Annotated in this window: 19 protein-coding genes; 7 read left to right on the forward strand and 12 right to left on the reverse strand. The window is 54.9% G+C overall.

Going from position 1 to position 25043, the window contains the following annotated elements; translation table 11 throughout:
- Nucleotides 1–7 precede the first annotated feature (7 nt).
- From ABD971_RS05585 to ABD971_RS05615, 7 genes are all read right to left on the reverse strand, one after another.
- The gene (locus ABD971_RS05585; RefSeq protein WP_339943768.1) at nucleotides 8–706 is read right to left on the reverse strand and encodes an AIM24 family protein; all 699 of its coding nucleotides are present in this window, start codon (nucleotides 704–706) and stop codon (nucleotides 8–10) included.
- 195 nt (nucleotides 707–901) lie between these two features.
- The gene (locus ABD971_RS05590; RefSeq protein WP_345320232.1) at nucleotides 902–2005 is read right to left on the reverse strand and encodes an alanine racemase; all 1104 of its coding nucleotides are present in this window, start codon (nucleotides 2003–2005) and stop codon (nucleotides 902–904) included.
- A 185-nt stretch (nucleotides 2006–2190) separates the two neighbouring features.
- On the reverse strand, nucleotides 2191–2865 hold the full coding sequence (locus ABD971_RS05595; RefSeq protein WP_345320234.1) for a DOMON domain-containing protein: 675 nt from the start codon (nucleotides 2863–2865) through the stop codon (nucleotides 2191–2193).
- A 232-nt stretch (nucleotides 2866–3097) separates the two neighbouring features.
- Nucleotides 3098–4930 (reverse strand): BBP7 family outer membrane beta-barrel protein, encoded by a 1833-nt coding sequence (locus tag ABD971_RS05600; protein ID WP_339943763.1) that lies wholly within the window; start codon nucleotides 4928–4930, stop codon nucleotides 3098–3100.
- Nucleotides 4931–5630: 700 nt separating this feature from the next.
- A complete protein-coding gene (locus ABD971_RS05605; RefSeq protein ID WP_345320236.1) occupies nucleotides 5631–6659 on the reverse strand; it encodes a DUF1573 domain-containing protein in 1029 nt (342 codons plus the stop codon).
- A gap of 439 nt (nucleotides 6660–7098) precedes the next feature.
- The gene (locus tag ABD971_RS05610; protein ID WP_345320276.1) at nucleotides 7099–8286 is read right to left on the reverse strand and encodes a glycosyltransferase; all 1188 of its coding nucleotides are present in this window, start codon (nucleotides 8284–8286) and stop codon (nucleotides 7099–7101) included.
- A 230-nt stretch (nucleotides 8287–8516) separates the two neighbouring features.
- Nucleotides 8517–9464 (reverse strand): polysaccharide deacetylase family protein, encoded by a 948-nt coding sequence (locus tag ABD971_RS05615; protein WP_339943759.1) that lies wholly within the window; start codon nucleotides 9462–9464, stop codon nucleotides 8517–8519.
- Nucleotides 9465–9846: 382 nt separating this feature from the next.
- Here ABD971_RS05615 and ABD971_RS05620 point away from each other — a divergent pair, with 382 nt between their 5' ends.
- Together ABD971_RS05620 and ABD971_RS05625 are read left to right on the forward strand one after the other, a co-directional pair.
- Entirely contained in the window at nucleotides 9847–11190 is a 1344-nt protein-coding gene (locus ABD971_RS05620) for a Gfo/Idh/MocA family protein (protein ID WP_339943757.1), read from the forward strand.
- A gap of 130 nt (nucleotides 11191–11320) precedes the next feature.
- The gene (locus tag ABD971_RS05625; protein ID WP_339943755.1) at nucleotides 11321–12277 is read left to right on the forward strand and encodes an ion transporter; all 957 of its coding nucleotides are present in this window, start codon (nucleotides 11321–11323) and stop codon (nucleotides 12275–12277) included.
- A gap of 120 nt (nucleotides 12278–12397) precedes the next feature.
- On the opposite strand, the gene ABD971_RS05630 is transcribed toward ABD971_RS05625, so the two are convergent.
- Nucleotides 12398–13225 carry an MBL fold metallo-hydrolase gene (locus ABD971_RS05630; RefSeq protein ID WP_339943753.1) on the reverse strand — a complete coding sequence of 276 codons (828 nt, stop codon included), beginning with the start codon at nucleotides 13223–13225 and terminating at the stop codon, nucleotides 12398–12400.
- 344 nt (nucleotides 13226–13569) lie between these two features.
- Between ABD971_RS05630 and ABD971_RS05635 the strand changes: the two genes are divergently transcribed.
- A complete protein-coding gene (locus ABD971_RS05635; protein WP_339943751.1) occupies nucleotides 13570–13842 on the forward strand; it encodes a hypothetical protein in 273 nt (90 codons plus the stop codon).
- Nucleotides 13843–13882: 40 nt separating this feature from the next.
- Here ABD971_RS05635 and ABD971_RS05640 read toward each other — a convergent pair whose 3' ends face one another.
- Nucleotides 13883–14695, reverse strand: a complete 813-nt coding sequence (locus tag ABD971_RS05640) for an EcsC family protein (protein ID WP_345320241.1) — start codon at nucleotides 14693–14695, stop codon at nucleotides 13883–13885.
- Between the two features lie 320 nt (nucleotides 14696–15015).
- Here ABD971_RS05640 and ABD971_RS05645 point away from each other — a divergent pair, with 320 nt between their 5' ends.
- Nucleotides 15016–16173, forward strand: a complete 1158-nt coding sequence (locus ABD971_RS05645; protein WP_345320243.1) for a hypothetical protein — start codon at nucleotides 15016–15018, stop codon at nucleotides 16171–16173.
- Between the two features lie 413 nt (nucleotides 16174–16586).
- On the opposite strand, the gene ABD971_RS05650 is transcribed toward ABD971_RS05645, so the two are convergent.
- Nucleotides 16587–17066 carry a hypothetical protein gene (locus tag ABD971_RS05650; RefSeq protein ID WP_345320245.1) on the reverse strand — a complete coding sequence of 160 codons (480 nt, stop codon included), beginning with the start codon at nucleotides 17064–17066 and terminating at the stop codon, nucleotides 16587–16589.
- 298 nt (nucleotides 17067–17364) lie between these two features.
- Nucleotides 17365–19263 carry a protein kinase domain-containing protein gene (locus ABD971_RS05655; RefSeq protein ID WP_345320247.1) on the reverse strand — a complete coding sequence of 633 codons (1899 nt, stop codon included), beginning with the start codon at nucleotides 19261–19263 and terminating at the stop codon, nucleotides 17365–17367.
- A 671-nt stretch (nucleotides 19264–19934) separates the two neighbouring features.
- Between ABD971_RS05655 and ABD971_RS05660 the strand changes: the two genes are divergently transcribed.
- The 3 genes from ABD971_RS05660 (at nucleotide 19935) to ABD971_RS05670 (ending at nucleotide 23664) form a co-directional block, all read left to right on the forward strand.
- Nucleotides 19935–21260 (forward strand): class I SAM-dependent methyltransferase, encoded by a 1326-nt coding sequence (locus ABD971_RS05660; RefSeq protein ID WP_345320249.1) that lies wholly within the window; start codon nucleotides 19935–19937, stop codon nucleotides 21258–21260.
- Between the two features lie 113 nt (nucleotides 21261–21373).
- On the forward strand, nucleotides 21374–21982 hold the full coding sequence (locus tag ABD971_RS05665; protein WP_345320251.1) for a lysophospholipid acyltransferase family protein: 609 nt from the start codon (nucleotides 21374–21376) through the stop codon (nucleotides 21980–21982).
- A gap of 743 nt (nucleotides 21983–22725) precedes the next feature.
- On the forward strand, nucleotides 22726–23664 hold the full coding sequence (locus ABD971_RS05670; protein WP_339943736.1) for a DUF1559 family PulG-like putative transporter: 939 nt from the start codon (nucleotides 22726–22728) through the stop codon (nucleotides 23662–23664).
- A 450-nt stretch (nucleotides 23665–24114) separates the two neighbouring features.
- Here ABD971_RS05670 and ABD971_RS05675 read toward each other — a convergent pair whose 3' ends face one another.
- Nucleotides 24115–25041, reverse strand: coding sequence for a CPBP family intramembrane glutamic endopeptidase (locus ABD971_RS05675; protein ID WP_345320254.1), 927 nt, complete (start codon nucleotides 25039–25041; stop codon nucleotides 24115–24117).
- Between the last annotated feature and the right edge of the window lie 2 nt (nucleotides 25042–25043).

Consider the following 25043-nt stretch of genomic DNA (forward strand, 5'->3'; position numbering starts at 1 on the left):
ACAACCTCTAGCTGCCGCTTTGAAAATAGACTTCTTCATACGGCTGGACGACCACAAATCCGTTGCCTTGGAAACGCAGCTGCAACGATTCGCCCGACCCGCGACCGAGAAACGTTTTCCACTGGACATCGGTCTTCAATTCAGGCTCGATGTTGCCTGACCACAACACGGTCGCGTTGGGATCGGTGATCACAGGATGCGAGGGGGTCACCGGCAACGTCAACGGATCGTAATGAGTCGTGACCGCCACCATCCCGGTGCCTTCGAGCCGAATATTGAACAAGCCGCCCGCCAACATCGCGGTCATCTTTTTCATCATCCGGATGTTGTACTTCAGCGACATTTCGAACGCTAACAAATCGTTTCCATTGACCGACACCGCTTCATTGTCCAGCTGCAGGATGGTGATCTTCTTACCCGCATCGGCACAAAATACCGAACCTTGTCCCGAGACCTTCGTCAGCGACGTCCCCTCGCCCGACATCGCCTTTTTCAGCAGATTGCCGACACCGCGAGACAAAACGCCTTCGCGTTCGAATTTCACTTGTCCCGTATAGGCAACCATCGCCCCCATCTTGATCCACACTTCGCCATTCAGATTGATGTCGAGCATCCGCTCGGACTCAAGCTCAAAAAGCCCTTGGTTCAAGTCGCGATCTTTTGTCTTTTCTAAAAAAGCTTGAAGCGAATAACGATTGTCAGACACAGTGCATTCTCTTGGGCAACAAGTGGAGTGAAGCGAAACGATCCGTCACGAAAAACTATAACGAATCGTTCCGCGACAATGTTGCTAACAAAGCTTCGTCGCCAACTCGATTGCCCCTGTAAAGCGACACCGACGCAGCCGAATCGACTACAGCGATTGGTGAATCGCGGGAACGGTTGCGAATCAACGGTGCAATCAGTGAACCATGCCGCGAGCGTCAATTGTTAAACGCCGAGGCGGCTGTTCCCCGTCGACGAGAATCAATTCATTTTGCAGATTGACGCAGGGGCAAATGTGGTTTGGCAGGATACGAACACGGTCCCCAATCCGTGGACTCCAATCGCTCTGGCCCAATTCGATTTCACCATGTTCTTCGCTTAGCCGGGCGACCTTGGCACCAGGATGATCGATCAGGAATCCAAATCCGGATTGAGGATCGGCACCACACAGATCGCTCGACAACATTTTGCTGCCTGCATCGACGACCGCCTTGCCTTTGACTGCGGTGCTGATCACGGTGGCATGGACGATCGCGGCACAATCATCGAGCGACGCACACTGCCAACGCACACTATTCAGATCGTTAAAGATATAGGTGCCGGGCCGAATCTCGCTGATTTCGGGGATCAAATGCGTGTGTTTTGCTGTCGGGGTCGAACCACCCGAGACAATTCCAGGCTTGAGCCCTGCATTTTGCAGCGCGTCAAGAATGGAAACCAAGTTCGCACGAACGTTCGCCATCCCTTCCTCAACACCTGCATGATTGGGGACCACGTGACCAGGAAAGAACATCACCCCGTCAAACCGCACGTTCGGCAGCGATTCGATCTGGCGTGCCAAACTGACCACCGACTCAGCCGCCGAGACTCCGGTGCGATGATGACCAATATCGAGATCCACGAGCAGCCCGATGCTGCTGTCGGATTGGTCGTGCAGATAGCTTGAAACTCGCTCCGCTGCCTCAAGGCTGTCGATCCCCATTCGCACTCGGTGGTTCTGGCACAGTGAATCAAGTAACTGCATCCGCGAGTGAGTAAAGCACGGATACGCGAGCAATATATCTTCGGCATCAATTGCTGCGGCGATCGCCTCGGATGGCTTGGCGGACGTCAATCCGATCGCTCCGCATTCAAGCTGCATCTGCGAGAACAAACGGCATTTGTGCGTCTTGATGTGCGGCCGCAAATTCAGGTTGTGATCGGCGGTATAGTCCGCCATTGACTGCAAGTTTTTTCGCACCGTCGGTAAATCCACACTCAGCAGCGGAGTTGGGAGGGCTTCGATCGATGAATTGGCCATGGTGAGACGCCTGCGGGAAGGAAGGAGGGAGGGTGGGACGGAGTGGAGTGCAGTCTACTTTGGTAGCGGGGCGGCGCGGGGTTCGCCCGGATGCAGCGGGGAAAACATTCGAATTTGACCGGGCTGGGCCTTACGCCGCTCCGCCAAAAAGACCACAAGTTCAGTGGCGAAGTGGTGGGTGGCTTTTATGCCAGGACGGCTTCGCCCCACAGGCTGGGGTCTTCCAGCACAGGGTACTCGGGGCCGAGTGTAAGTGTTTGCCAGCCAAGTTCGCGGTCGACCACCGCGTAATACAAGCTGACTCGCGGTTGGCTCGCTGGATCAAATCCCGTCAATCCGCTGGCGGGCACAAAGCCGGACATCTGATAGCCATCGTGGCGGGGATAGGCGGCGATCTTTAACTCGGACGGCGAGACCGGTTTGGGATTAGCGCGAGCACGGTTGATCGGAATCCAGGCAGCGACAGGGTGTTCACGCTTGGGGCCGCCACCGGCCGGCATCCACAGAAATCGATGGCAATACTGGGTCGCCCGGTGGATCCCCGGGCTACACCGCGTATCGATCCAAAAATGAAATCCGTCGCTGTCGTCCAGTCGCGAGTCACGACACCAAGGCAATTGCCGTTTTCCGGTGACATTGACGGTCAAGCCAATCCCACTCGCGTTCCACGCCATCCGCACATCGGCAAACACCGGCCGCTCGCCTAACGCGCCAAACGATGGCAACCGGCACGTTTCAGGAAGCGTCAGCCCCTTACTGGACCACTTCATCTCGTCCTGCAGCAATCGAATCTCGAATCGAAACAGAAACGAGGGGTCGATCAAAGGCTCCGGTTTCGTCGGGGGGGGCAAATCACTCAAAACGGTATCACTTTGATGGAGAAGATTTCCACGAGTACGCAACGCCTATCAGCCTAATCTTTATCGCAATCATCATCTATCCGGGGCGAAATCGAACATGAAACCAACGACTTCTAAAACAAAAAAAACACCCTGGCCGGTTTCCCCGCCAGGGTGAGTCGTTCCGACCGGACGAGCAAGCGTCACGGTCAGCTGTCTTGGATAGACATCATTCGATTGGGCTGCGTCAAAACTACCAGTTGAAGTTCATTCCGACGTAGGCACCGTGCAGCAGCAGCGAGTCGTTGGCGTAAACGCCACCGGTGGTCGCGACCGAGCTGTAATCTTGGTCGAGCGAATCGGTCGAGGTTGCCACGCCAGCGGCACCAAGCATGCGATAGCCACCGCGAACGGTCCAAGCATTGTTCAAGCGGTAACCGAGTCCGAGGTCGATTTCACCAAGACCTGCCAAGACTGTATCACTCGAGGTGGTGTTGACGAAATCCGATGGCATCGTTGTTTCATAAGCGTAACCCGAAGCGGTTCCGATACGCTGCGACATTTCCGCTCGGTTGCCGTAGATACCGAATTTACCACCGATGCCAAGGTTGCATCGATCGTTTAGACAATAGGTCAACATCGAACCGTATTGGTAACCGAACAAGTTATTTTCAACATCGACGTTGTAGTACAAGTCCGTTGCTTGGTAGCCGCCCGATCCATCGATGTTCGCAGCAAACTCGAACTCATCTTTGAATTGGAACCAGCGGAAACCGTGACTGGTCTGAACCCGAACACGACCGCTGCAAGCACGGACCAAGGGCCCGGTAGCTCCACCGTAACCGTTGCATGGGTTAGTAAGACCAAGTCCCAAGTTGGCTCCGATGCCACCACAAGCACCCTGGCTGCACATCGCTGCGGCGCGTTGTGCTCCCATCAAACCAAAGCTCGTCAAATTGACTTCGATGCCTTGCATCTGCACGTCACGTCGCACTCGATAAGCCGCAGCGTTAGCATACAAGTCGTAAACCGTATCGACGCCTGCACCATTGGGGTTGATCGAGATGTTGTTCCAAGAGGCCATTGGAGCGTAATAGGAACCCGCGGTCACGATCGTTTCCGATTGACTCGGATCGAAGTTCATGTACGTGGCACTCAGTCCATACCGGCCGCAATCCAAATATCGACCAAACGTCAAGTCATAACCCAATGTCGATTCAGGATCGACAGCACCGGTGGTGGTATGCGTTGCATAACCTGTGTCGAAAGCGATCAGACGACGAGAATGATTGGTTTCCATTTGCCAGAACAGCAGATTGAAACCACCGTACCAAGGTGCCAGATTAGGTCGAGTACCTGGGGTGGCACATGCGCCGGTATCACAGTTTTGCCCTGCGAATCCCTGCCCTGCAAATCCTTGGGTCGTGAAACCGTTGTTGAAAAACGACTGAGGTCCTGTGTAGGGTGACGATCCATCTACCAGCGGCGTCTCCGCAGCCGGTTGGGGAGCGGTCCACTGAGTCGGCGGCTGCTGTACGCCTGCATGCGAGTACCCTTGAGGCGCCCCGGGTGGGCAGCCGAATCCGGGTTGAGCGCCGGTCGTCGAGTATGGTACCGAACCGTTTGGCTGCGCTGGGTAGGATTGCGGCGGTTGGTAGCCCGGTGAATTTAGTTGCGGCTGCGGTTGCGGTTGCACCGGCGGTGGCGTTGGCTTCTTAGCCGCCGCGGTGGTGGGGACACCCTTGGGTGCAGGCAGAATCTCGGCATTATTTTGCTGAGGTGCGTTCACGGGTCCGCCCGTGGAAACGGTATGCAGGTAACCTTGCGGCTGCATGCTTTGTTGTGGCATCACTGCCTGTCGCGGCGTGACCATCGCTTGAGACGGGGCAGCTTGTGAAGGGGCAGCTTGCTGCGGCATCGCAGCTTGTTGTGGCACGGCCGGTTGTTGAGGTGGAACGATATTGAAATTGTTCCACTTCGAAGGCGAACTGTATTGCCCCACCGTGGTAGCATTTTGTGCCGTCGCGACGCTACAAACGCTGATGCCCAGGGCAATCGCAACGCACCGCATAAAATTGGTTCTCATCTATAAACTCCTTTTTATATCTTTCACCGAATCAACTTGCTGGTACAACGAAAAACGTTGACCTCAATTTGTCAGACTATTTCGCTAACCAGCATCGCCTTCGTGATCCGTTGTGCGAACCGAAGATCGGCGTGTGGTCCGTTACCCCAAAACAATGAATTCAAAAGTCCTCGCTCGAACGCCACGCGTTGCGAAACCAGGCTGTTGACCAAGAAACATCAATTCAGCTGCAACGATCCGTGTCGAGCTGTATTGCCGTGAATCTTCGAATCGACGACTTTTCCGTGTTGAAAGTGATCGTCATTTGGGTGGGTCGCTCTATGCATCTAAAACGGATTACGACCACCAATACCGGTCGTGACGACATCAGGACACGCAAATTGGTTGCCACCCCCCTGACGCATCCATCCCCCTCACGCAGACAAGCCTGCCCAGTCGGCAAAGTTTGCCAGCGACTTTGCTAACGCCCGCTTTTAAAGATACAGATGCAGAGATAACCGATGCTCAGTGGCAAAGCAGACGGGATCGAGCGAAAGCTGGGCGGCATTTTCTCTAAAGGGATTGTGCATTTTGGGCGTAGCGGAAGTCGTCAAGACTTTCGTTCGATTGCCGAATGCCCCCGCGAAACATGCTAAAAAAAACGCTTCTCGAAAGCTCGAGAAGCGTTGGATGGGTGGGCAAAGTGCGATCAGTGGTTTCGTTATTCGGAGCGAACATCCGCTGTCAGCAATGCTTTTGCTTGCACCGATTTGGCACCCGAAGTCGAAATCACGACCGGCTTTCGATCGTTTCCAACCGCCTCGGTCGGGGTGAACGTGACGTCCAACAAGAACGTCGTGCTCTCGGCGGTTGGCCGATCAAATTTGACGTCCCACCCCTCGCACTCGATCGAATCAATCAACACCGGTTCTTGGCTGCGAATCACCAATCGTTTTGAAATCGCCTGGCCGGGTTTTACACTGCCCAGTGCGATCGATTGCGGTGAAATACTGAGCAAACTCTCGACTTGACCACTGACACGCAGCGGAACACGCGGCATCGAGCGATCGTTGGTAACGACCGTCAATTCGTCTTGAAAGAAACCTTGCGGAGCGTCTTCTTGGATGACCACCGTGATTTCATAGTCCGCTCGGCCGCTGCCGCGGCTGATCTGCTTGAACGTCGGCAACAACCATGGTTTGTTGCTGACCACGTCGGTCACCTGCCAATCGCTACGCCCTGCATACAGAATTTTTGTTGTTTTGGCAGACGATTCGCCCTGCGTTGTCCGCCCAAAACTGATTTCACCGGGGTGAAACACCATATCACTGCGGATGTATCCATCCACAACCAAACGGGTTTCAGCATAAAACGGTTGATCGACCACGACCGTCAAAGTTGCCCCTTTCTTGCCGCGGAACGTTCCGGTATTGAAACGCGCCAAAATCGCTCCGGTTTCCCCTGGTTGTACGTATTGGTTTTCAATGATCGGCGTGGTACATCCGCAACTCGCTCGCACCGATTGAATGTGCAGCGGTTGAGAATAAGGGTTGTGTACCGGGAAGCGAAATTCGGTCTTCGCCGCGACGGCGACCGCACCGAAGTCATGAGCTTTGACGGGAAAGACTTTTTCCGACCAATCTTGCGATTGCGCGGTGCGACATGGGAACGCGGATACCGCAAAAACACAGCTGCTGATCGCCGCCAAAACGATCGTCCTGTGAGAAATTCGTTGAAGGTGTAGGAACATTTACTTCTACCTGTGAAAGCAACCGCGGGAAGGGTAAGAATCGCACGCGACACACTTCTCAGAGGGGGTAGCAGCAAGATTCTTTGTTGTTGGACGATAGGGCCAATCTTTGTCAGATTAACGGTGTTTTTCATTCAGACAAGGGAAACTCTCCATATTCCACACGCATTTGATGGGAATAAGACGTAACAGTTATGCACGCGGCGGCAACCTAGGCTGAATGGATAACATCGGCACTTTAAGTCAATTTGAGGCGACTCTTACAGCGGACCTCCGTCGCAGCCGTATCGTCAAAAATGCCTCTCAAATTACCTCGCGTCACTGACGCTGAATGCTTGTCCTGGATGATCTACCCAAACGTAGCTTAAAAAGGCGACGCGGCGTTAAAAAAGAGGATGCACATCTCTAAAAGGGGACGGACATACCCCGGCGCTAATTTTTAGCACGAAATGCTTTTCGATGTTTGATTTTTTGTCAAAACGCCAGCCCCCCTCGAGGACGATTTTGAGTGGGGTAAGACTTTCGAGTCATACAACCGGGTTGCGAGTGACTCGTAGCCCCGCACCATCGAATCGAGCGAACCGGTTGCGACGACGCGATCGCGTCCATTTTCGCCCATTTGACGAGCGGCCGCAGGATCGTTCAGCAGGCGTGACACCGCGGCGGCCATCGCTGACACATCTTCGGAAGGCACCAAATGCCCCGTGACTCCCTCGATCACCGATTCGGAAATGGACCCCACGTCGGTGGCGACGACGGGAACCCCGCACGCCAGCGATTCCAGAATCGACACCGGTGACGCTTCGTTTAGCGAGGTCAAGGCAAAAACGTCCATCCCAGCCACCAATTCGGGCGTATCGTGGCGGGTTCCCAGCAAGTGAACTTGCGAACCAAGGTTCAATTTGTCCCGCAGCATTTCAATCGCCGCCCGTTCGGGGCCATCCCCGACGAGTACCCAATGCGTATCGCCGAGCCGTGAATCGCGATTTTGGTCGCGGATCATCGCGGCGGTTTTCAAGAACATGGCGTGATTTTTTTCACTGCGAAGCGCCGCCACCAAGCCGACGACGGGTGCATCGCTTGGGATGCCGAGTTGATTGCGGAGCGATTGCCGTGCGGTGGCCGACCCTCGGAATCGATCGCAATCCACTCCGTTGCGGATCACGTTCACTTTGGACGCGGGAAACCTTTCAAACGACGTCAAAAATTCGCCATGCGAATCGGCAACCGCGATAAAGGCATCCGTGATGCAGGTCAGTCTGCGATTGAGACGACCGACACCATCGGGCCATCCGGTCGAATGAAGTGCCGACGCGATCACGGGCACGCCCGCTATTTTTGCGGCGACGCGCCCCCAGAACATCTTGTCGCCTGCTCCTACGGTGACGACAACGTCGATCCAGCGGCGGTACATCAAATGGACCAATCGCGGCAGAACACGCAGGTCGTATTTGCTTGACAACAGATGGGTGTGCACCTTGAATTCGCTGGCGATTTGTTCGCCAAGCGGTCCGGCCTCTTTCAAACAGACGACTTCGGGAATCATGACTTGTGGATCCATCCGTCGCATCAAATTGACCAACAATGTCTCGGCTCCTCCCACCGGCATGCTGGTGATCACAAACAGACAGCGAAGCGGTCCCTCTTTGTGACGGGGTGGCACGGGTCGATAAATCTGTTGAATCCGATTGAGCATAGTTTCGCGGGGGTGCGGTGGTTCGCGGGAAGTGCGGTTGGATTGTTGGAAGCACGACGTGAGACAGGCAGCGAATTGCGATTCGCAATCACTCACTTTTCACAGCCACGGAATCTCTTTTGAAATTCACTGGCAGAAAACGAAGACGTCGACCGCGACACTTAGCTCGCGGCGTGCATGCCGGGCATGGGCATAGTGATTTGTGGCATGCCTGATCCGAGTGGAGTCGAACATGATTCGATCGAGGCGGATTTGCGATCCGACGGTTTGCGAGTCGGCAACTTGTAGTCGACTTTGGGTTCGAGACGTAATTTCCGCGGATCGAAACTGAGCCAATTCTTCATTCGCGAGAAACAGGGATCGCCATGAAAACGGCGAATGTGGAACGAGTCACGACCGACGGTGTTGTAGGCGCCAAAGGCGCTACAGAACCCCCGCATGCCGCATCGATAAACCGCGTTGATCATCATCGACGTCAACTGGGATGGCATCCCATAAGGCACGGCAAAATAGCGAACCGGACGACCGATCCACTGTTCGAGCTCGTCTTTTGCGGTCGTGATTTCGTGATGCACGACACGAGGATCACTGACCTTCGAAAAATCAACGTGGTTGCGGGTGTGCAATCCAATTTCGATTCCCGAGTCCGAGATATCGCGAAGCTGTTGCAGCGTGTTCGGCGGCAATGGCACCCCAGCCTGGACATCGTGCGGAAACGGACGTTGCTGTTGAACGTGACCAATGGCCACAAAATAGACACACGGAATATTGCGTTCGGCTAATAGCGGCAGGGCGAAATCACAGTTTTCTGCGTAACCATCGTCAAACGTGAACGTCAACGTGGGGCGTGAACAGTAGTAGTCATCCACGCGATTTTGCAGTTCGTCCAGGCCGATCAAATCGAACGATCCTTGGCAGTAATCAACGTGCCGCAAAAATTCTCGTCGCGAGATGGTCCAATCGTTGGGGTGCGTGTCGGCGACACGATGATAGAACGAGACCGACAGCGGAGAGATGCCTTCACGGGAAAGCAAGCGATTGCGGATTGCTCGCACCGGCTTGGCCAATTCGGTTCGCGCCAACAACGCTGCGGATTTAAAAACGTTCATCTGGATGGGTTCCCTGTGGTCGGCCGAGAAACAACGGTCCCTCTACAGAGGTTTACCTCATGGATCGCGCGGTGATCGGACAAACCGCTCGGTAGGTCCGCGGGAAGTTGACGCATCGAAACGATTATAACCACGATGACAATGATACCGAATACATCGCTGGATCCCCCACCGCGATAACGTTTGCTGTATCCTAGGAAACAGAATTCTAGGGGACAGGCGGAATTCATGGTCTGCTGCGGCAATGCGTCGTTGCGATCCCCGGCCGACAAGCCCGGCCGACAAGCTTCGCTGTGAGCGTTGGACCGCATCGGCCGCCTAAGCCCACCTTTCATCGATTTGACTTTCCCACCTTTCTCAATCACCGAGGCCAGAAACTCGCATGACCCAACCGATCACCCCCACCCCCAATGCGTCCGCTGAAACCCCGCCCCCCTCGCGACGCAAATTTATCCAGCACGGCAGCGTGATCTCAGCCGGCGTGGCGACGACCTTTGCATCCCCACGCGTGCTTCGCGGCAGCGAGCCTGCGGAAAGCAAACCCGAGCCGATTCGTTTGGGACTTGTCGGTGCGGGTGGACGTGGCAGCGGAGCCATCAACGACTCGTTGTCGATCAACGACAACGTCAAATTGGTTGCCGTTGCCGATTTGGTCCCACAGAAGTGCGAAAACATCTGCAAGTCACTTGCGTCACGTTATGCCGACAAGTTTGACGTAAAACCGAGCGAGATGCACCACGGCTTGGACGCCTACAAACGAGTCCTCGACAACAAAGATGTCGATGTCGTGTTGTTCGCGACCCCGCCAGGCTTCCGTGCTCCGTATGTGCTTGACGCGGTCGATGCGGGTAAACATGTCTTTGCTGAAAAGCCGACGTGCGTGGATCCAGCAGGTTACCGTCAATGTCTGGAGGCCGATAAAAAGGCGCGAGCCAATCAGACCGCCATCGTGACGGGAACCCAGTACCGCCGGCAAACCAATTACGTCGAAGCGATCAAGCGGATCCACGAAGGCGAGATTGGTGACATCATCAGCGGTACCGCACGCTATTGTTCCAACGGCATTTGGTATCGCCAACGCAAAAAAGGGATGAGCGACGCTGAGTACCAACTCTACAACTGGATGCATTTCGTTTGGCTCTCGGGCGATCAAATCGCCGAGCAAGCGGTCCACAACATCGACACGATCAATTGGATCATGGGCGGGCCGCCGGAATCCGCGTATGGCGGTGGCGGACGCTTTACGCGGCCAGACGATAGCGAAATGTGGGACAACGTCGCGGTCGACTACGTTTACCCAGGCAACCGCGTCGTGTCGTTCATGTGTCGGCAAATCCCAGACACCAAATCGGACAACAGCAACGTGATCTACGGCACCAAGGGAACTTGCACCATCCTCGGTGGCAACAGCGGGGCTTCGATCCAAACCCGCGATGGCAAGACAACTTGGGAAATGTCCGGCGACATCGGTGCCGCGTACAAGCAGGAACACAAAGATCTGATCGATTCGATTCGCCAGGGCAAACCGATCGTCGAGTTTGCCGAGACTGCCGCCAGCTCGTTGACTGCCGTGCTCGGCCGCATGGCGGCTTATACCGGGCAAGCGGTAACGTGGGACTTTGTCGCCAACGAATCGAAACTCGATCTCGTTCCTCGTGATCTGGATATCAAGGGTCCTGGTGCTGCTCGTGGATTTGCGGTTCCGGGAAAACAAGAGTTAGTTTAATTTTTTGAGATTGTATTCGTAGCCTAGGTAATCCGCGTCGTGCGTTCGGCGGATTCCTAGGCTACGATTGAGCTCCCATCTGGACGGGCACAGATTCGATCTCCTTCTCTTAACCCCATCAAACGAAGTCATGGCGACCTCTCCCTCCGACCCCATGACCACCAAACCTGCGAAACGCGCACAGCTGAAAACGCTACGCCGCCGTCAAACCCAGCGGCCCGATTCGCCGCCGTGGCGGCAAACGATGTACGACATCATTTTTGAAGCCGACACGCCAGCCGGACGATGGTTCGACATCGGGTTATTAGTTGCGATTCTCGCCAGCATTCTTTTTGTCGCACTCGAAACGGTTCCCGATTTTCGTGAACCGGGTTATGCACGTTTGCTGGATGCATTCACCACAGCGGAATGGTTTCTGACCATTCTGTTTACGATCGAATACATCCTGCGACTCCTTTGTTCAAGACATCCGCTTCGCTATGCCTTTAGTTTCTGGGGCATCATCGACCTCTTGAGTGTGGTGCCCAGCTACTTGACTTTCTTTGTCGGCAGCTCGTCACGATCGCTGCTCACGCTCCGCAGCATCCGGCTGCTTCGCGTCTTTCGCGTTCTGAAACTGTGGCGGATGATGAACGAAGCTGACGAGCTCTCGTATGCAATCTGGAGTGCTCGCAACAAGATCATTGTCTTTCTCGCCGTCGTGTTGGTCGCGGTCACGATCAGCGGTGCACTGATGTATCATGTGGAAACACTGCTGTTCAACGTGGACGAAGTGACGCACGTGAATCCCGACAGCCACTTCACCTCGATTCCTCAATCGATGTACTGGGCAATTGTGACGATGACCACGGTGGGTTACGGAGACATCGTTCCCAAAACATCGATTGGCAAAATCATTTCTGCGGTACTGATTTTGCTTGGCTACAGTTTGATTATTGTACCGAGTGGTTTCGTCAGCGCGGAATTGGTGGGACTGAGGACGGACGAAAGCCAGAATCGCGAACAACACCCCTGTTCGGTATGCGAAGTCACCAGCCATTTAAAAGAAGCCAAGTACTGCTATCGCTGCGGCAATCTGTTGCAATAAGCCGGCCGTCAACCGCCCGAAACGAGCGACCAAGGACAACCGCAGCGGATCTTGCCAAAGACCCCGCCACACTGGGATCTTTAGCAAGATCCACTACGGTGAGATCGCGAAAAAAAATCGTTATCGCGGCTTCAGCGGATTTGTAGAGGTTTCCCAAAACGTCTGTTGAGTCCGAGTCACTGCGATACTCATGACGGCACCCGCGTCATACCGATCCGCGACATGCAATCGCAAGTCACGCGTGATCATTTTGCGATGCGTTTGCAACACCAAATCAGGACGGTTGTTATGCTCGGACAAGTGACCGAGACATGCCCATTGCAAACGCGAACTTGCTTTGCGGTTCAACAGGTCGGCACATTCTTCGTTGGACAAATGGCCACGGGAACCGCGAATGCGATTCTTTAGTTGCTCGGGGTAGGGGCCATTGTGCAGCATGGCGGGATCATAATTGCTTTCCAGGATCACCGCGTCCAACGTCCCCACGACGTCATCCAAATCACAATCGACATGACCGATATCGGTCAAGATTCCCAAGCGGCTCGAGCCATCATCGACGACAAAGGCAACACTGTCGCAAGCGTCATGCGGCGTGCACAGCGTTTCGACGCGAACGCTGCCGAAGGCAAGCGTGCTGCCCGAGTCAAAATGATGCAAATCGTCGACGCGGCCGATCTTTGCTTTCTTTTGCGTCGCCTGCATCGTCGGTTTCGAGACATGAATCGGCAGACCAAATTTTCGCTGAAACACCCCCATGCAACGCACGTGATCGCTGTGTTCGTGCGAGATGATCAACGCGTCGATGTCGCGGATGTCTTTGCCATGTGCAGCGAGTCGTTTTTCAGCCTGCGTCCCGCTAATTCCCGCATCAAATAGCAATTGGACCCCGTCCGCTTCGACGTAGACGCAATTTCCGTTGCTTCCCGATTGCAATGTGATGACTTCCATGCCGGCATTCTAACGTGGCACTGTCCGAGTTCCAGTCCCCCGGTTATTCGCGACGTGGTGAAGCACTTTTTCCTACAGTTTTTTTTTATTGTGTAGCCGTAGCGGAAGTCGTCAAGACTTTCGTTCGATTGACGAGTCACCCCAAAGCTCTTGCCGAATTTCCCAACGAAATGCTTCACGGCGTTACCGCTATTTTCAGGTTGCGAAGACATCACACTTGCGGTTCTTTGGCAGCGCCACTTGCGCTCTGATACAATTTAAGGGTGGCTTGGCAGAGTCGTGTTCCGGGCGAAGGGGCCACTTTGCGAACCTTCGGATCCCCCCCTCTCCTTGGAGTTGCTTCGATGACTGATCATCAAAATCCTGAAGTGCTGGTTAGTGTGGCGGATGACGTGGAAGCGGCTGTGATCATTGCCGCGCTGCAAGCACGCGACATCAAAGCCACCGCGACCGGCGGCTTTACCGCAGGCTTTCGCACCGAGACTCCGGGGCATATCGATGTCCTTGTTCGCCACGAAGACCTTCCGCAGGCTCGGAAAGCACTCGCGGAAATCGAAGAAGACCAGGGGCATGTCGATTGGTCCAAGGTCGACGTCGGCGATCCCGAAGACGAATAGCGCTGACGCGAAGTCGCAGATGCAACCGAGATCGGAGATCTTACAAGCTTAGATAAGCCGCCTGGATCACGGACTCGCCATAGTCCCGTTCGAGTCGACGAATGGTAAAGTGGGCACGGGCGAGGTCTTGATAGTGGTCGATGAAATAGCTGTTGATCAGCGCGCCGCCAACTGCTCCGATGACAGGGATCGCTTGTGCCGCGATCTTTTCGCTGACGACGACGCCAAAACGCTTGGCGATCATCCCCATCAATTTCACCAACGGTGGAGCTGCGGTATCCGAAACGCCGAACTTCAACACGTATTTGGATGCATCGGCCACTTGTTTCGACATCGCCGCGCGCACCGCAAAGTAGCCGACTTCGGTTTTATCATCGACGTCCGACGCGCCGCCATCGATGGCAAACACTTCCAAACAGGCCAAGCGAGTGCGCACGTCGGTCAAGTCTTCGCCTTGGCTGCGAGCGATGTCCGCGATGCTCCGCAAGATCAAGACGGTCGAAACCGGCAACTCGATCGCGACGGTGGTCATCCCAAATGCCCCGCCTGCGGCCCCCGAAATTCCCGCTAACAACTTGTGCGTTAGCAGCTTCGGTTTGCCTTCTTTGGTGTCATGGCCGAGCGTGCGAAGTGCCACATCCATCGCCGCAGCGAGCGATTTGTCGATCGCGCCGTGAATCGCATCCTCCGCAACGCTGGGCAGCATTTTGATCGAAGCGGTGATCGGGGTCCCCACCAATTCGGTCAAGCGGTCTGCAAGCCCATGATGCTCGAGCGTTTCCTTGGCTTCACGGAGCTCGGCAATCACATCGGCCGGCAACGGAAGGTCAGAGTCGTCGTGGGTTCGTATCATCAAATTCGCCTTAAAGGGGTGATCCCGCAAAATTCAAAATGAATGCAGGTTCAATATGAAGCATCCTCTTGCCGGCGGCTAGTGCATGATCGTAAACCGTTGTCAAAACAGGACTTGAGTCACAACCAAGGCACTCAAATGCGGTCTCGGGTCAGCGAATTTTCCTACAGCGGCGGCTTTCGCTGCGTCGGTGTTCGTGAACGAGCCTTAATGGCTGCCGTAATGGCGAGGAATCCGTTAAGATGCGGCACGAATCCGGGGACCAACGCCTGTTATCCCTCCTCCGGCCGCATGACTTCCGCACCGCCCTATCAAGCCTTATGACCTCCTCTGAAATCTTTAGCCGTCTCGACGAACAACGCGCCAACCCGGGCGAAATGATTGAGCAAATGGTGGCCCACTTTCGCGAAAAGCGACAACCGATGGAGTTGTTCGAAGCGCTCAAAATGCGGGTTCGCCACCGTTTGGGCCTGCCTGTGCTGAGCAGTGAATCGGAAAAATCGAACCCCGAAGAAGTCGAGCGACAGCTGGAAACCGGTCTACTCGATGCCTGCCGTGAAGCGGGCGTGATGTTGATCGAAGACGGCAAGGTGGCCGAGGGATGGATGTATTTGCGTCCCACCGGCGACCTGGATTTGGCTCGCAAATTGATGTCTGATATTCCGGTCACGGACGAAAACTACGATGCGATGATCCAAGTCCTGCTGCACGAGGGCGTGGACATCGCACGTGGCTATCAAGCGGTCATTGATCATCAAGGAACATGCAACAGCATCACGCTGTTCGAACAAGCACTGCAGCAGCGAAGCAAGTCCGACCGACGTGCCGCCGCGGCATGCTTGTTGGACCATCTGTATCACGAATTGGTGGTGTTGGTACGCGGCGACATCGCCCGACGCGAGGCTCCGGCGGATGAGTCCGAGACGCTTTTCGAGATGATCGAAAAACGAAAGTGGATCCTCAACGAAGGCGGCTATCATCTAGACACAACTCATCTTGCGTCGACCGTTCGCATCGCAGCCGTGCTGACCGAGCCAAGTCAATTGCGAAAGGCTTGGGAATTGGCACAGTATGGCCGCCGTTTGGACCACCAATTCCAGTACCCCGGCGAAGAGCCGTTTGTTAATTTCTATCCCGCTTACTCGGCCTATTACCAAGTCTTGCTTGGTGAGAATGTCGAAGCGGGATTAAAGGTGTTTGAGCGAAAAGCCAAGAGCGTCGATCCAACTGTACATGGTACCGCCGCAATCGAAACCTACGTCGAACTGTTGGATCGATTGGGGCGTCAAGCCGAAGCGATCGAGGCGGCCGTCACTCTGGTTCCCGACGCGGTCCCGTCACAACGCATCGTGCCGCTGTTACTGGAGATTGCGGGCCGCAGTGACGACAAGTCCGTTTACTCGCCGATTCTCGAGTACTGCCGAAAACACAACGATGTGATCGGCTATGCCGCCGTCTCGCACGTCGCTGCGTCGTGATTTACGTGGCCAAATCGCGTGTACCATCCCAATCTGACGCGTGATTTTTAAAGACTGCGCTATCGTCGTTTTTCCTGGCAAATCCTAACCCGACGCGTCAGTTTTGGAGTTGCGCTATTGTATTTAGGGGCAAAGCCCCGGACGTTTACCTAGCCCAGCCCAACGGGCTGGGACCAAGAAAACCAATGAATTGTAGGGCCAACGGTCCGGCCGTTTACTCGGATTTATATAGAGCGGCTGGCAAATGGCCGGGCCTTTGGCCCGAAGAACGTCTAACCGCGCAACTTCAAAACTGATGCGTCGGGTTGTGATTTTTTCGATGTGAATGTTCGGTTATGCGTGGCGGATCAACCGATCATCAAAATCCACTCCGGGGGGTGGGGCGACATTAATTGATTTGACGTCCCCGTAATCTACAAGTACATCCCAATGAATCCGCCATCGGATTCATTTTGTTCTTGAATCGCTTTGATCCGATCTTCGGTTTTCTGCAGGTCGCCCGCAGCGATATAGCGGTCAAACTCGACCATCAACGCCTGCTGGACACTTTCCGCGAAACTGGTGACCATCGGCTCGGTTAACCATTCACAGGTTTCGCGTTTCAGTTCGGTGCTGATCTCCAGTGCTTTCGTCTTCACATCCTTCTCGCCGGTCATCACCGTACCCTCGAAGGAAAATTCGAGCATCCCAATCAGCGGATCGTTGGTCAAATGGTAACGGCAGATACCACGATGCAAGTAGTAAGTGTTGTGGGCCCCGTGCCGCTGCAACGCGTCTTTAACTCGCAGTACAAATTGTTCGTAGACCGGCGATGCGTCCAGCGGCGCATCGATCCGCGTTACGGTGCGAAGTGGCAAACAATCAAACTCAATCTCAACCCATTTTCCAAACATTGCAATTTCCTATCGATCAACTAGCGAGACACTCGATCAACGCGGGCACTGCAGTCGGCAGAGATTGCAGTTAGCGGCCGCGACGCGCAGGCGTTTTTTATCGCGCCGCACCGCTACTAGAATCGGTGGCAGAGAGCTGACGCCCCAACAATTTGGTTACTCTCGGCACGTTGCCGCTTCTGCGAATCCCACTGCGTTTCCTACGACGGTCCGGTTGCGGTGCTAATCGCAACGATAGCGGATCGAGCCGATTTCGACAATTCAGATGCAGCACGTCGATTTAAATCACGTCTTTTCACTACGGCAATTCGTGACGATCACAGCGACTGAGGGTAATAAAGATCAACCGCTCGAGGAACGCCGCGTTCAGGTCATTTTTCGAAGCAAAGTTATCCGCCCCCGCTTCGATGCATTCGCGTCCCACTTGAATATCCTCTTGCCCCGTCAAAACAACAATCGGAATGTCAGGAGCAGCCGCTCGGAATTCCCGGACGGTTTCCACCCCACTGCTATCGGGCAACTGCAGATCCAACAGCACGAGGTCGAGCGATTCGTGCAACCGACTTTCTCGAATCGCATGTTCAAGCGTAAATGCCTTGTAAACGATAATCGACTTGTTCATCCGCCGCAGCATTTCCACGGTCAGAAACAAATCGTCTTGATTGTCCTCGACCACCAAGACTTTGACCGCATGTTTCGCAGCCGCATTGGCGTCGGACGGACGCATCGACTCGAGTGCCGCAATCACTTCGGACATCGATTGGTACCGGTCCTCAGGTCGATATGCCACCGTTCGATCAAAAATGGCGAGTAACCCGTCGGGCAATTCGTCGGTCGGCAGCCTCTCGAACGTTTTGTCGACCAACAAGCTCGTCAACTTCTCGTTCATCGATTCCCCCTGGACTCGCGATCGTCCGGTCAACAGATAAAACCACGTCGCTCCGAGACTATAGATATCCGATAACGCGGTGGCAGCCGACAGCGAACGCGCCTGTTCGGGCGCCATGAAGTCCAGCGTACCTGCGACCATCTCGATTCCGGTCTTGAAATCTTGGACTTTTTTCACATCGCGATCCGCAGTCAACACCGCCAACCCAAGGTCGGTCACCTTGATCCGCTGCTCGCCGTCGCGTACCAGATTCCCCGGTTTCACGTCGCGATGAACAAGGCCTCGCTGATGAGCATGTTCAAGCGCCCGAGCTGCTTGCAGGATCACCTCGACCGATTCTTGCCATGTTAAAGGTCCGTTTAAGCGAACGTAAACGCTGAGATCGGGACCGGCCAGCTGCTCCATCACAATATACAGCATCCCATCGTGCTCGCCGACTTCGTATGCGACCACGATATTGGGATGGGCAAGCTTGCCGACCAATTCCATCTCACGACGAAACCGCTCGCTGAGATGGATATCGCGAAGCACTTTGACCGCCACAAAGTCGCCTCCGCTAAGAGGAGTGGCTCGGTAGACCTGCCCCGCTCCTCCTTCGCTTAACAAGCCGTCGATGATGTATTCGCCGACCTCGGATCCGCGAGGCAGACCGTTGATCGACCAATCCATTTGCGAATCTTGCGCCATCGCAGCGGCTATTTCTTCTTCGATCAAGGTCAACTGGGATCGCGAAAAACGCTCGCTGCACCTCAGTCGCTCGATCACGATTCGCTCTAACAATGACTTAGAAATCACTTTGGTTAGCGATGGGTCGTCAACGACGCGGTGCTTGGGAACTGTATTTTTTGCTACTTCGCCATTCGTCGACGGATCGGCCGCTATCCGCTCGTGATCCGCCTTGGACGACCCGATTTTGACAGCCACATTTCGGTAAGGACGCTCGAGGTCGTTTGCCCCCCGATCTTTCACATCGCGTGATCCATCTTTGTTGTCCCGCATCTCCGCAGGTCGAGCAAGATCCCAACTGCGAAACAGAAACAGCACCACGACGCATGCGAGCGCTAGATACGAGGGCCCCGAGAGCCGTGGCTCGAATCCCCGCATCACTAGCGCCGATCCGATCGCCACCAATGCGATCGAAATCGCGATCCCAAAAATAAGCGTCGATCGTCGCGCCGCGATGGCCACCGTCAGCACAATCGGCGCATAAAATCCAAAGGGATAAACGCCCAATAACTCAATCGTCGAAAATCCAACGCCGAGCAGCAGGATGCAAACGTCTAAGGATACCGAATCGCTCTTAGTCATTTGCAACAAGGAGCCTTCGCACTCCATCGAATCATGATGATGAGATCCAAACGCGATCGTGTGCCGAACGCGTTGGCGTTAAAAATCGTTCTATACTTTTGTAGCGGTGAGTCGAGGGCCGTCGGATTGCAGTGAGTCAATCGCTTTAAATTGGACCTCGCGGCTTTTGCTGCTTCGCCAGAAAAGACCGCTACTGACGCCCAAAAGTAGATGGCACCGCCGCTAGTCGTATTCGCTTTGTCACCGATGTCACCGAACTTTGCGGCTGCCGCCGTCAGGAACACAAGTACATGTAAAACGGCTTGCCGCCCCGCCAACCCCAAGATAGCCCACCCCCCAAAGGTGGTCAATCCGCCGCTAGCCGTGCGTGATCACCTTTCACGGTAAAGAAACCGTAAATAAAGGAGGATTTAGACACCGTTTACGCATGTCGTCACGTCAGTGAACGTCCCCTTTACTCAAAACTGGCTGCTCAAAACGGACTGCTCAACACTAGTGTGTTTGGGCGAATTAGGGAAACCAGGAGACTCGCCAGCGACGCGGGGATGATATCTGGACCGCGCGCATTCTCGATTGCTCTAACTCGTTTCCGCCAAGCATGCTAAAAGTCGCCAAGACGGTACTGTCAACAACGCGTTTGCACCCCACGACCTCAATCGGAGAATTTAAGGATGGGACTTCCCTTTTCGGCGGAAACACAAATCCAATCGATCAAACAAATTCTCCACGAGGTGGCCGAACCGTTGGACATGAATGTCTCAGTCCGGCTATGGAATGGCGACGTTGTGCCGCTAGGGCAACATGTCGACAGCGACCTTTGTATCGCGATCTCAGGGCCCGGGGTAATTGGCACGCTGCTGCGATGGCCCACCCTGGAAACACTCGTCCGCTTGTATGCCACCGGACATATTGAATTTGAAGGGGGCGATCTGATCGAATTTTCAGAAGCCCTGAAGACCACACGTGCGAATCGCCAGCACCTGAAAAAGATCAGCAAAACAATGGTGGTGAAGCGAACGCTGCCCTTCATCTTTGCCAAAACCAAGATTGGTGATCTGCAGCAAGGTTTCAGCGAAGATAGCATCGGTCGCAACGAAGCCAAACGCAAAAATAGCGACTACATTCAATTTCACTACGATGTCGGAAACGAGTTTTACAAGCTGTTTCTTGGCAAGGAAATGCAATACACCTGCGGCTATTTCCGCGATTGGAACAACTCGCTGGATCAAGCTCAGCATGACAAACTGGATATGATCTGCCGAAAACTGCGACTGCAACCCGGCGACAAAATGTTGGACATCGGATGCGGTTGGGGTGGTCTGATCTGCCACGCGGCAAAACACTATGGGGCCAAGTCGCATGGCATCACGTTGTCCAATGAACAATACGCGTATACCAAAGCGAAAATCGAACAACTCGGACTGACCGACCAAGTCAGCGTCGAGATCTGTGACTATGCCGATCACACCGGCACCTACGACAAGATCAGCAGCATTGGCATGTCCGAACATATCGGCATCGCAAATTATCCGCGGTACTTTGCCAAAATTAACTCGATGCTTCACGACCGTGGCATCATGCTGAACCATGCAATCGCTCGGCGAGCGAAGCCGACGGCACGTTCAGCACGCAAAATCCGACCCGAGCGGAAATTTTTGCTCAAATACATTTTCCCGGGGTCCGAGCTAACTCCCGTTGGCATGACAACGGACTTTATGGAAAACAGTGGCTTCGAAGTTCATGATGTCGAATCGTGGCGTGAACACTACGCGTTGACCACCAAATTCTGGTGTAAAAATCTATCGGCGAACAAGGAAAAAGCGATCGAACTGGTTGGGGCTGAACGCTATCGGTTGTGGGTTGCCTACCTGGCTGGCGCCTCGGGTGGTTTCACCAATGGATCAATCAAACTGTACCAAGTGGTCGGGACCAAACGAGCCAGCAAGGGGCTTTCGGGTATGCCGCCGACACGCGACCACCTGTACCGTGCCGCTTAGCCCCCAACGAGCGTGTGACGCCTGTGCGATTGTTCCCGCAACACCTGCGGCAGACAAGGTTAATACTGCTTGACCGCTGGGCGTTTGCGGGTTGGGCAAGTAAACTTCTTGCCATGGCAATCACCAGTCATGTAATCGTTCTGTTAGCGAAGATGTTCAGTGGTTTCACGGTACGGTGGGTCGACTGCCAACCGGACACCTGCCAACGCATCTATTTCGCTAACCACACCAGCCATCTCGACGCGGTCGTGTTATGGTCCGCTCTGCCGCGCGAAGTGCGAGCGGTCACGCGGCCGGTGGCAGCCAAGGATTATTGGTCCGGCGGCTGGGTCAAACCGCACATGGCCAAAGCGTTCAACGCGATGCTGATCGACCGCAAAGAGATCAAGGTCCATCAGAGCCCAATCGATTCGATGCTTCGCCAAATGGGCGACGTCTATTCGCTGATCGTGTTCCCCGAAGGCGGACGCTCCTCGAGCGACGATGAAATGGGCACCTTCAAAAGTGGTCTGTACTACATGGGCAAAAAGCGGCCCGATCTCGAACTCGTGCCCGTCTACATCGATAACGTCAACCGAATCCTGCCTCGCGGGGAATTTCTGCCAGTCCCGCTGTTGAGCTGCATCACGATCGGCCCGCCGATCTTTCTCGAAGCCGGTGAGCCGAAAACCGAGTTCCTAAGACGCGCCCGCGAAGCAGTGCGCCGATTAAAGGACTTGTAGCGTCGATCCCCCTCGGCTTCGGGCTGCTTTGCACCGGATTGACCGGTTCGATCCATGAACGACGCTCCACAGCGGTGTACAATGCAGCAACTGCGAAATGCGGCAGCCGCACAATGCAGCATCGTTCCCTCAGGGGCACGGCCGATCGCTAGGCACAGGCCGCTTCCCCTCCCGCAAAGCTGCGAGACTCGCCTTGTTGAATCTTCCGTTTACGCACAGGACGCATCTCTGCCGTCTCGCCATTGCCGTCATTTTGATTACGGGCTGTGGCTCCAGCGAATCACCATCGCGAAAGGCGGTACAGGGGCGAATCACGATCGACGGCGCTCCCGCACCCGCGGGATCGATCAGCTTTCTGCCTGCCCGAGGAACTTCTGGGCCCGCCGCAACGTCTTTGATTGTCGACGCGGAATACCGCTTTACCCAATCCAACGGGCCGTATACTGGAGCACACAAGGTCGTGATCAGCCTGGATTCGCCGGCCGCGGTTGCTAGCACTCAGAGCAGACCGACTCGTGCGGAGGCCCCAGAAGCGACTGCGGACACCGTGACCGTTGATCCAAAACGTCGAACGAGTGCGAAATCACCATCGGCTCGTCAAAAAAGAGAATCGGCTTCCGCCACGGGCGGCAAACGCACGTGGGAGCTGGAATTTGTGGTGCCGCAAACCGACCAGAGCGTCAAGAACTTTGCCTTATCAACACAAGACTAGTCGGCACAGAACTCAACTTTACGAAACTGTCATGACCGTTTTCCGATCTCGTCAAAACGCGTTTACACTCGTCGAACTGCTGGTCGTGATCGCGATCATTGGGATCTTGGTCGGATTGCTGTTGCCGGCGGTGCAAGCGGCACGCGCCGCAGCGCGACGGATGAGTTGTTCCAATAACTCGAAACAGTTCGCACTTTCGCTTCACAATTACCATTCCGCGTTCAACACATTCCCATCCGGCAGCATCGTCTCGGGACCCAACGGTTACTCGTGGGGAATGGTCTCGCAAGTCTTGCCGTTCATGGAGCAATCGGCGGGTTACGAATCGATCGATTTCACCCAAGCTCATTGCGGCGACCATATCAAGGACCTGCAAGCTCGCGGCGGCAACGACCCATCCTCCAAACCAATCGCGATGCTGATGTGCCCGAGCGACCCAAGTTCAGGCACATCGCTGCTGAGCGGTCCGCTCGGCCCGCTGCCGCTTTCGGGCGACTGTGGCGTCTTGAACCCGATCAATTACCTCGGTAACGCCGGCAGCTTTGATGACGACATCAATAATACCTACCAGGCATGCGGCGGCATTCCCAGCGGCGCCGGATTCAGTGACGGCAATGGCATGTTCTATAACGAAAGTCAAAAGCGTTTTCGCGATATCCTGGATGGTTCGAGCACGACGATCCTGTTCGGCGAGCGAACGATGCCCGACGATCTGGGATGGGGCTGGCCGATCTGCGGCGGCAACGAATGCGAACATTACATCTCAGCGAAAATGGGTTTGCTGCGGGGCAACCACAACCGCAACGAATATTACCTGCACCTACAACACTACTGGAGCCAGCATGACGGAGGGTGTTATCTGACATTTGCCGACGGCAGCGTCCGTTTCGCCACCTACAGCATGAACTACAACACCTATCTCGATTTGTCGACTCGCAACGGTCACGAAGTGATCGCATCCGAGTGGTAGCGTCGATGCGAGACGACCAGAAGCCGACGATGCGAGTGACACAATAATGCGGAAGGCCCCGTACGCTCACGCGTCACGATGCACAAAATCAACATGTTGTTCGATGCACACCGCCAAACATGGAATGCCGACGTTCGATCGATTCGGTATTGATTACAGGCCGGAGGCCGACACACCCTCTACCGGTGGCGTGAGCCACCGGCTAGTGGAACTGGGGAAACTTAGCCCAGCGGGAGACACACTCTCGGCCAGTGTCCCGGCCTCCGGCCTATTAACTTGCCACTAAATTAGCAGTCTCCGAAGTTGGTGAAGAACTAACGGAAAAATTAAGCAACCGTGGAACGCCACCCGGTTCTATAACTTAGCACTCCAGAATGGCCGCTTAGGAACCCAAGATCGGCCCACAACTAGTGCAGTCAGGACCAAGGAACGAACCGCTGAAACACAATACTACGTCGGCGTTTGCGTGAACCACAAACGCAGGATCTCGACGCTCATCGTAAAACCATTTAACACGATGTGCACGATCAACGAAGGCGTAATGCGTCCGGTTTGGCGATACAGGAAACCGAGGCCGACCGAGAAGAAGAACAAGGGTATCGCCGCAGCACCTTGATTGCCGTGCATCAGTGCAAAGATCAAACTGGTGGCAAACATCGGCCACAAACTCTTGGGCCGCCACAGCTCTACTGCATCTTCTTCGAGCGGATCCTCTTGAGTATCGGTCTCGACCGGCCGATCCGCAAACGCCTGCAAACCACCTTGCAACAGCACGCGGAACAAGAATTCTTCGATCCACGGTGCGACCAGCGCGGTCCCCACAAACAACACGATGAAAAAGACCGGCGTCGGCTGCTGTTTCATCACGTCTAACACGGGGTGCTTGTACTCCACAAGCAGCGACGCAAAATGCGCAATCAGTAGCGTCGGAGGAATCAGCATCAGCGACGCCTTCAACCCGACAACGACATCGCTTGCTTTCCAGACCAGCCCCAATCGCTCTGCTGCATCGGTTCGAATCAGCCGCAAAAACCCGAGCGTGCCGGTGAATGCGATCAAACCGCCCACCGATTGGGCCGACAATCCGGCTAACAGCAGATCGGCACTGGGAGGCGCCCCTTCGGTGGTTGGACGAATTTGGCCCATCGCGACAAAAAGCTTGGCCGTCAACAACGTCAATACCAAGCTCAAACCAAACATCAACATCGCATCGGCGACGGTCCAGAAGGGTCGATCACGAACCTCAGTCGGCAGAATAGCGTCGGTCCACGGTCGCCCGGTCCGCCATACACGCTGCAGCGCCTTGCCCCAAAAAAAGAAGCACCCTGCGACGATCATCAAGATCGTACTGGCAAACACCGCGTCAACAAATTGCATGT

The sequence above is a fragment of the Novipirellula rosea genome, assembly GCF_039541335.1.
GTDB classification, from domain to species: Bacteria; Planctomycetota; Planctomycetia; order Pirellulales; family Pirellulaceae; genus Novipirellula; species Novipirellula rosea.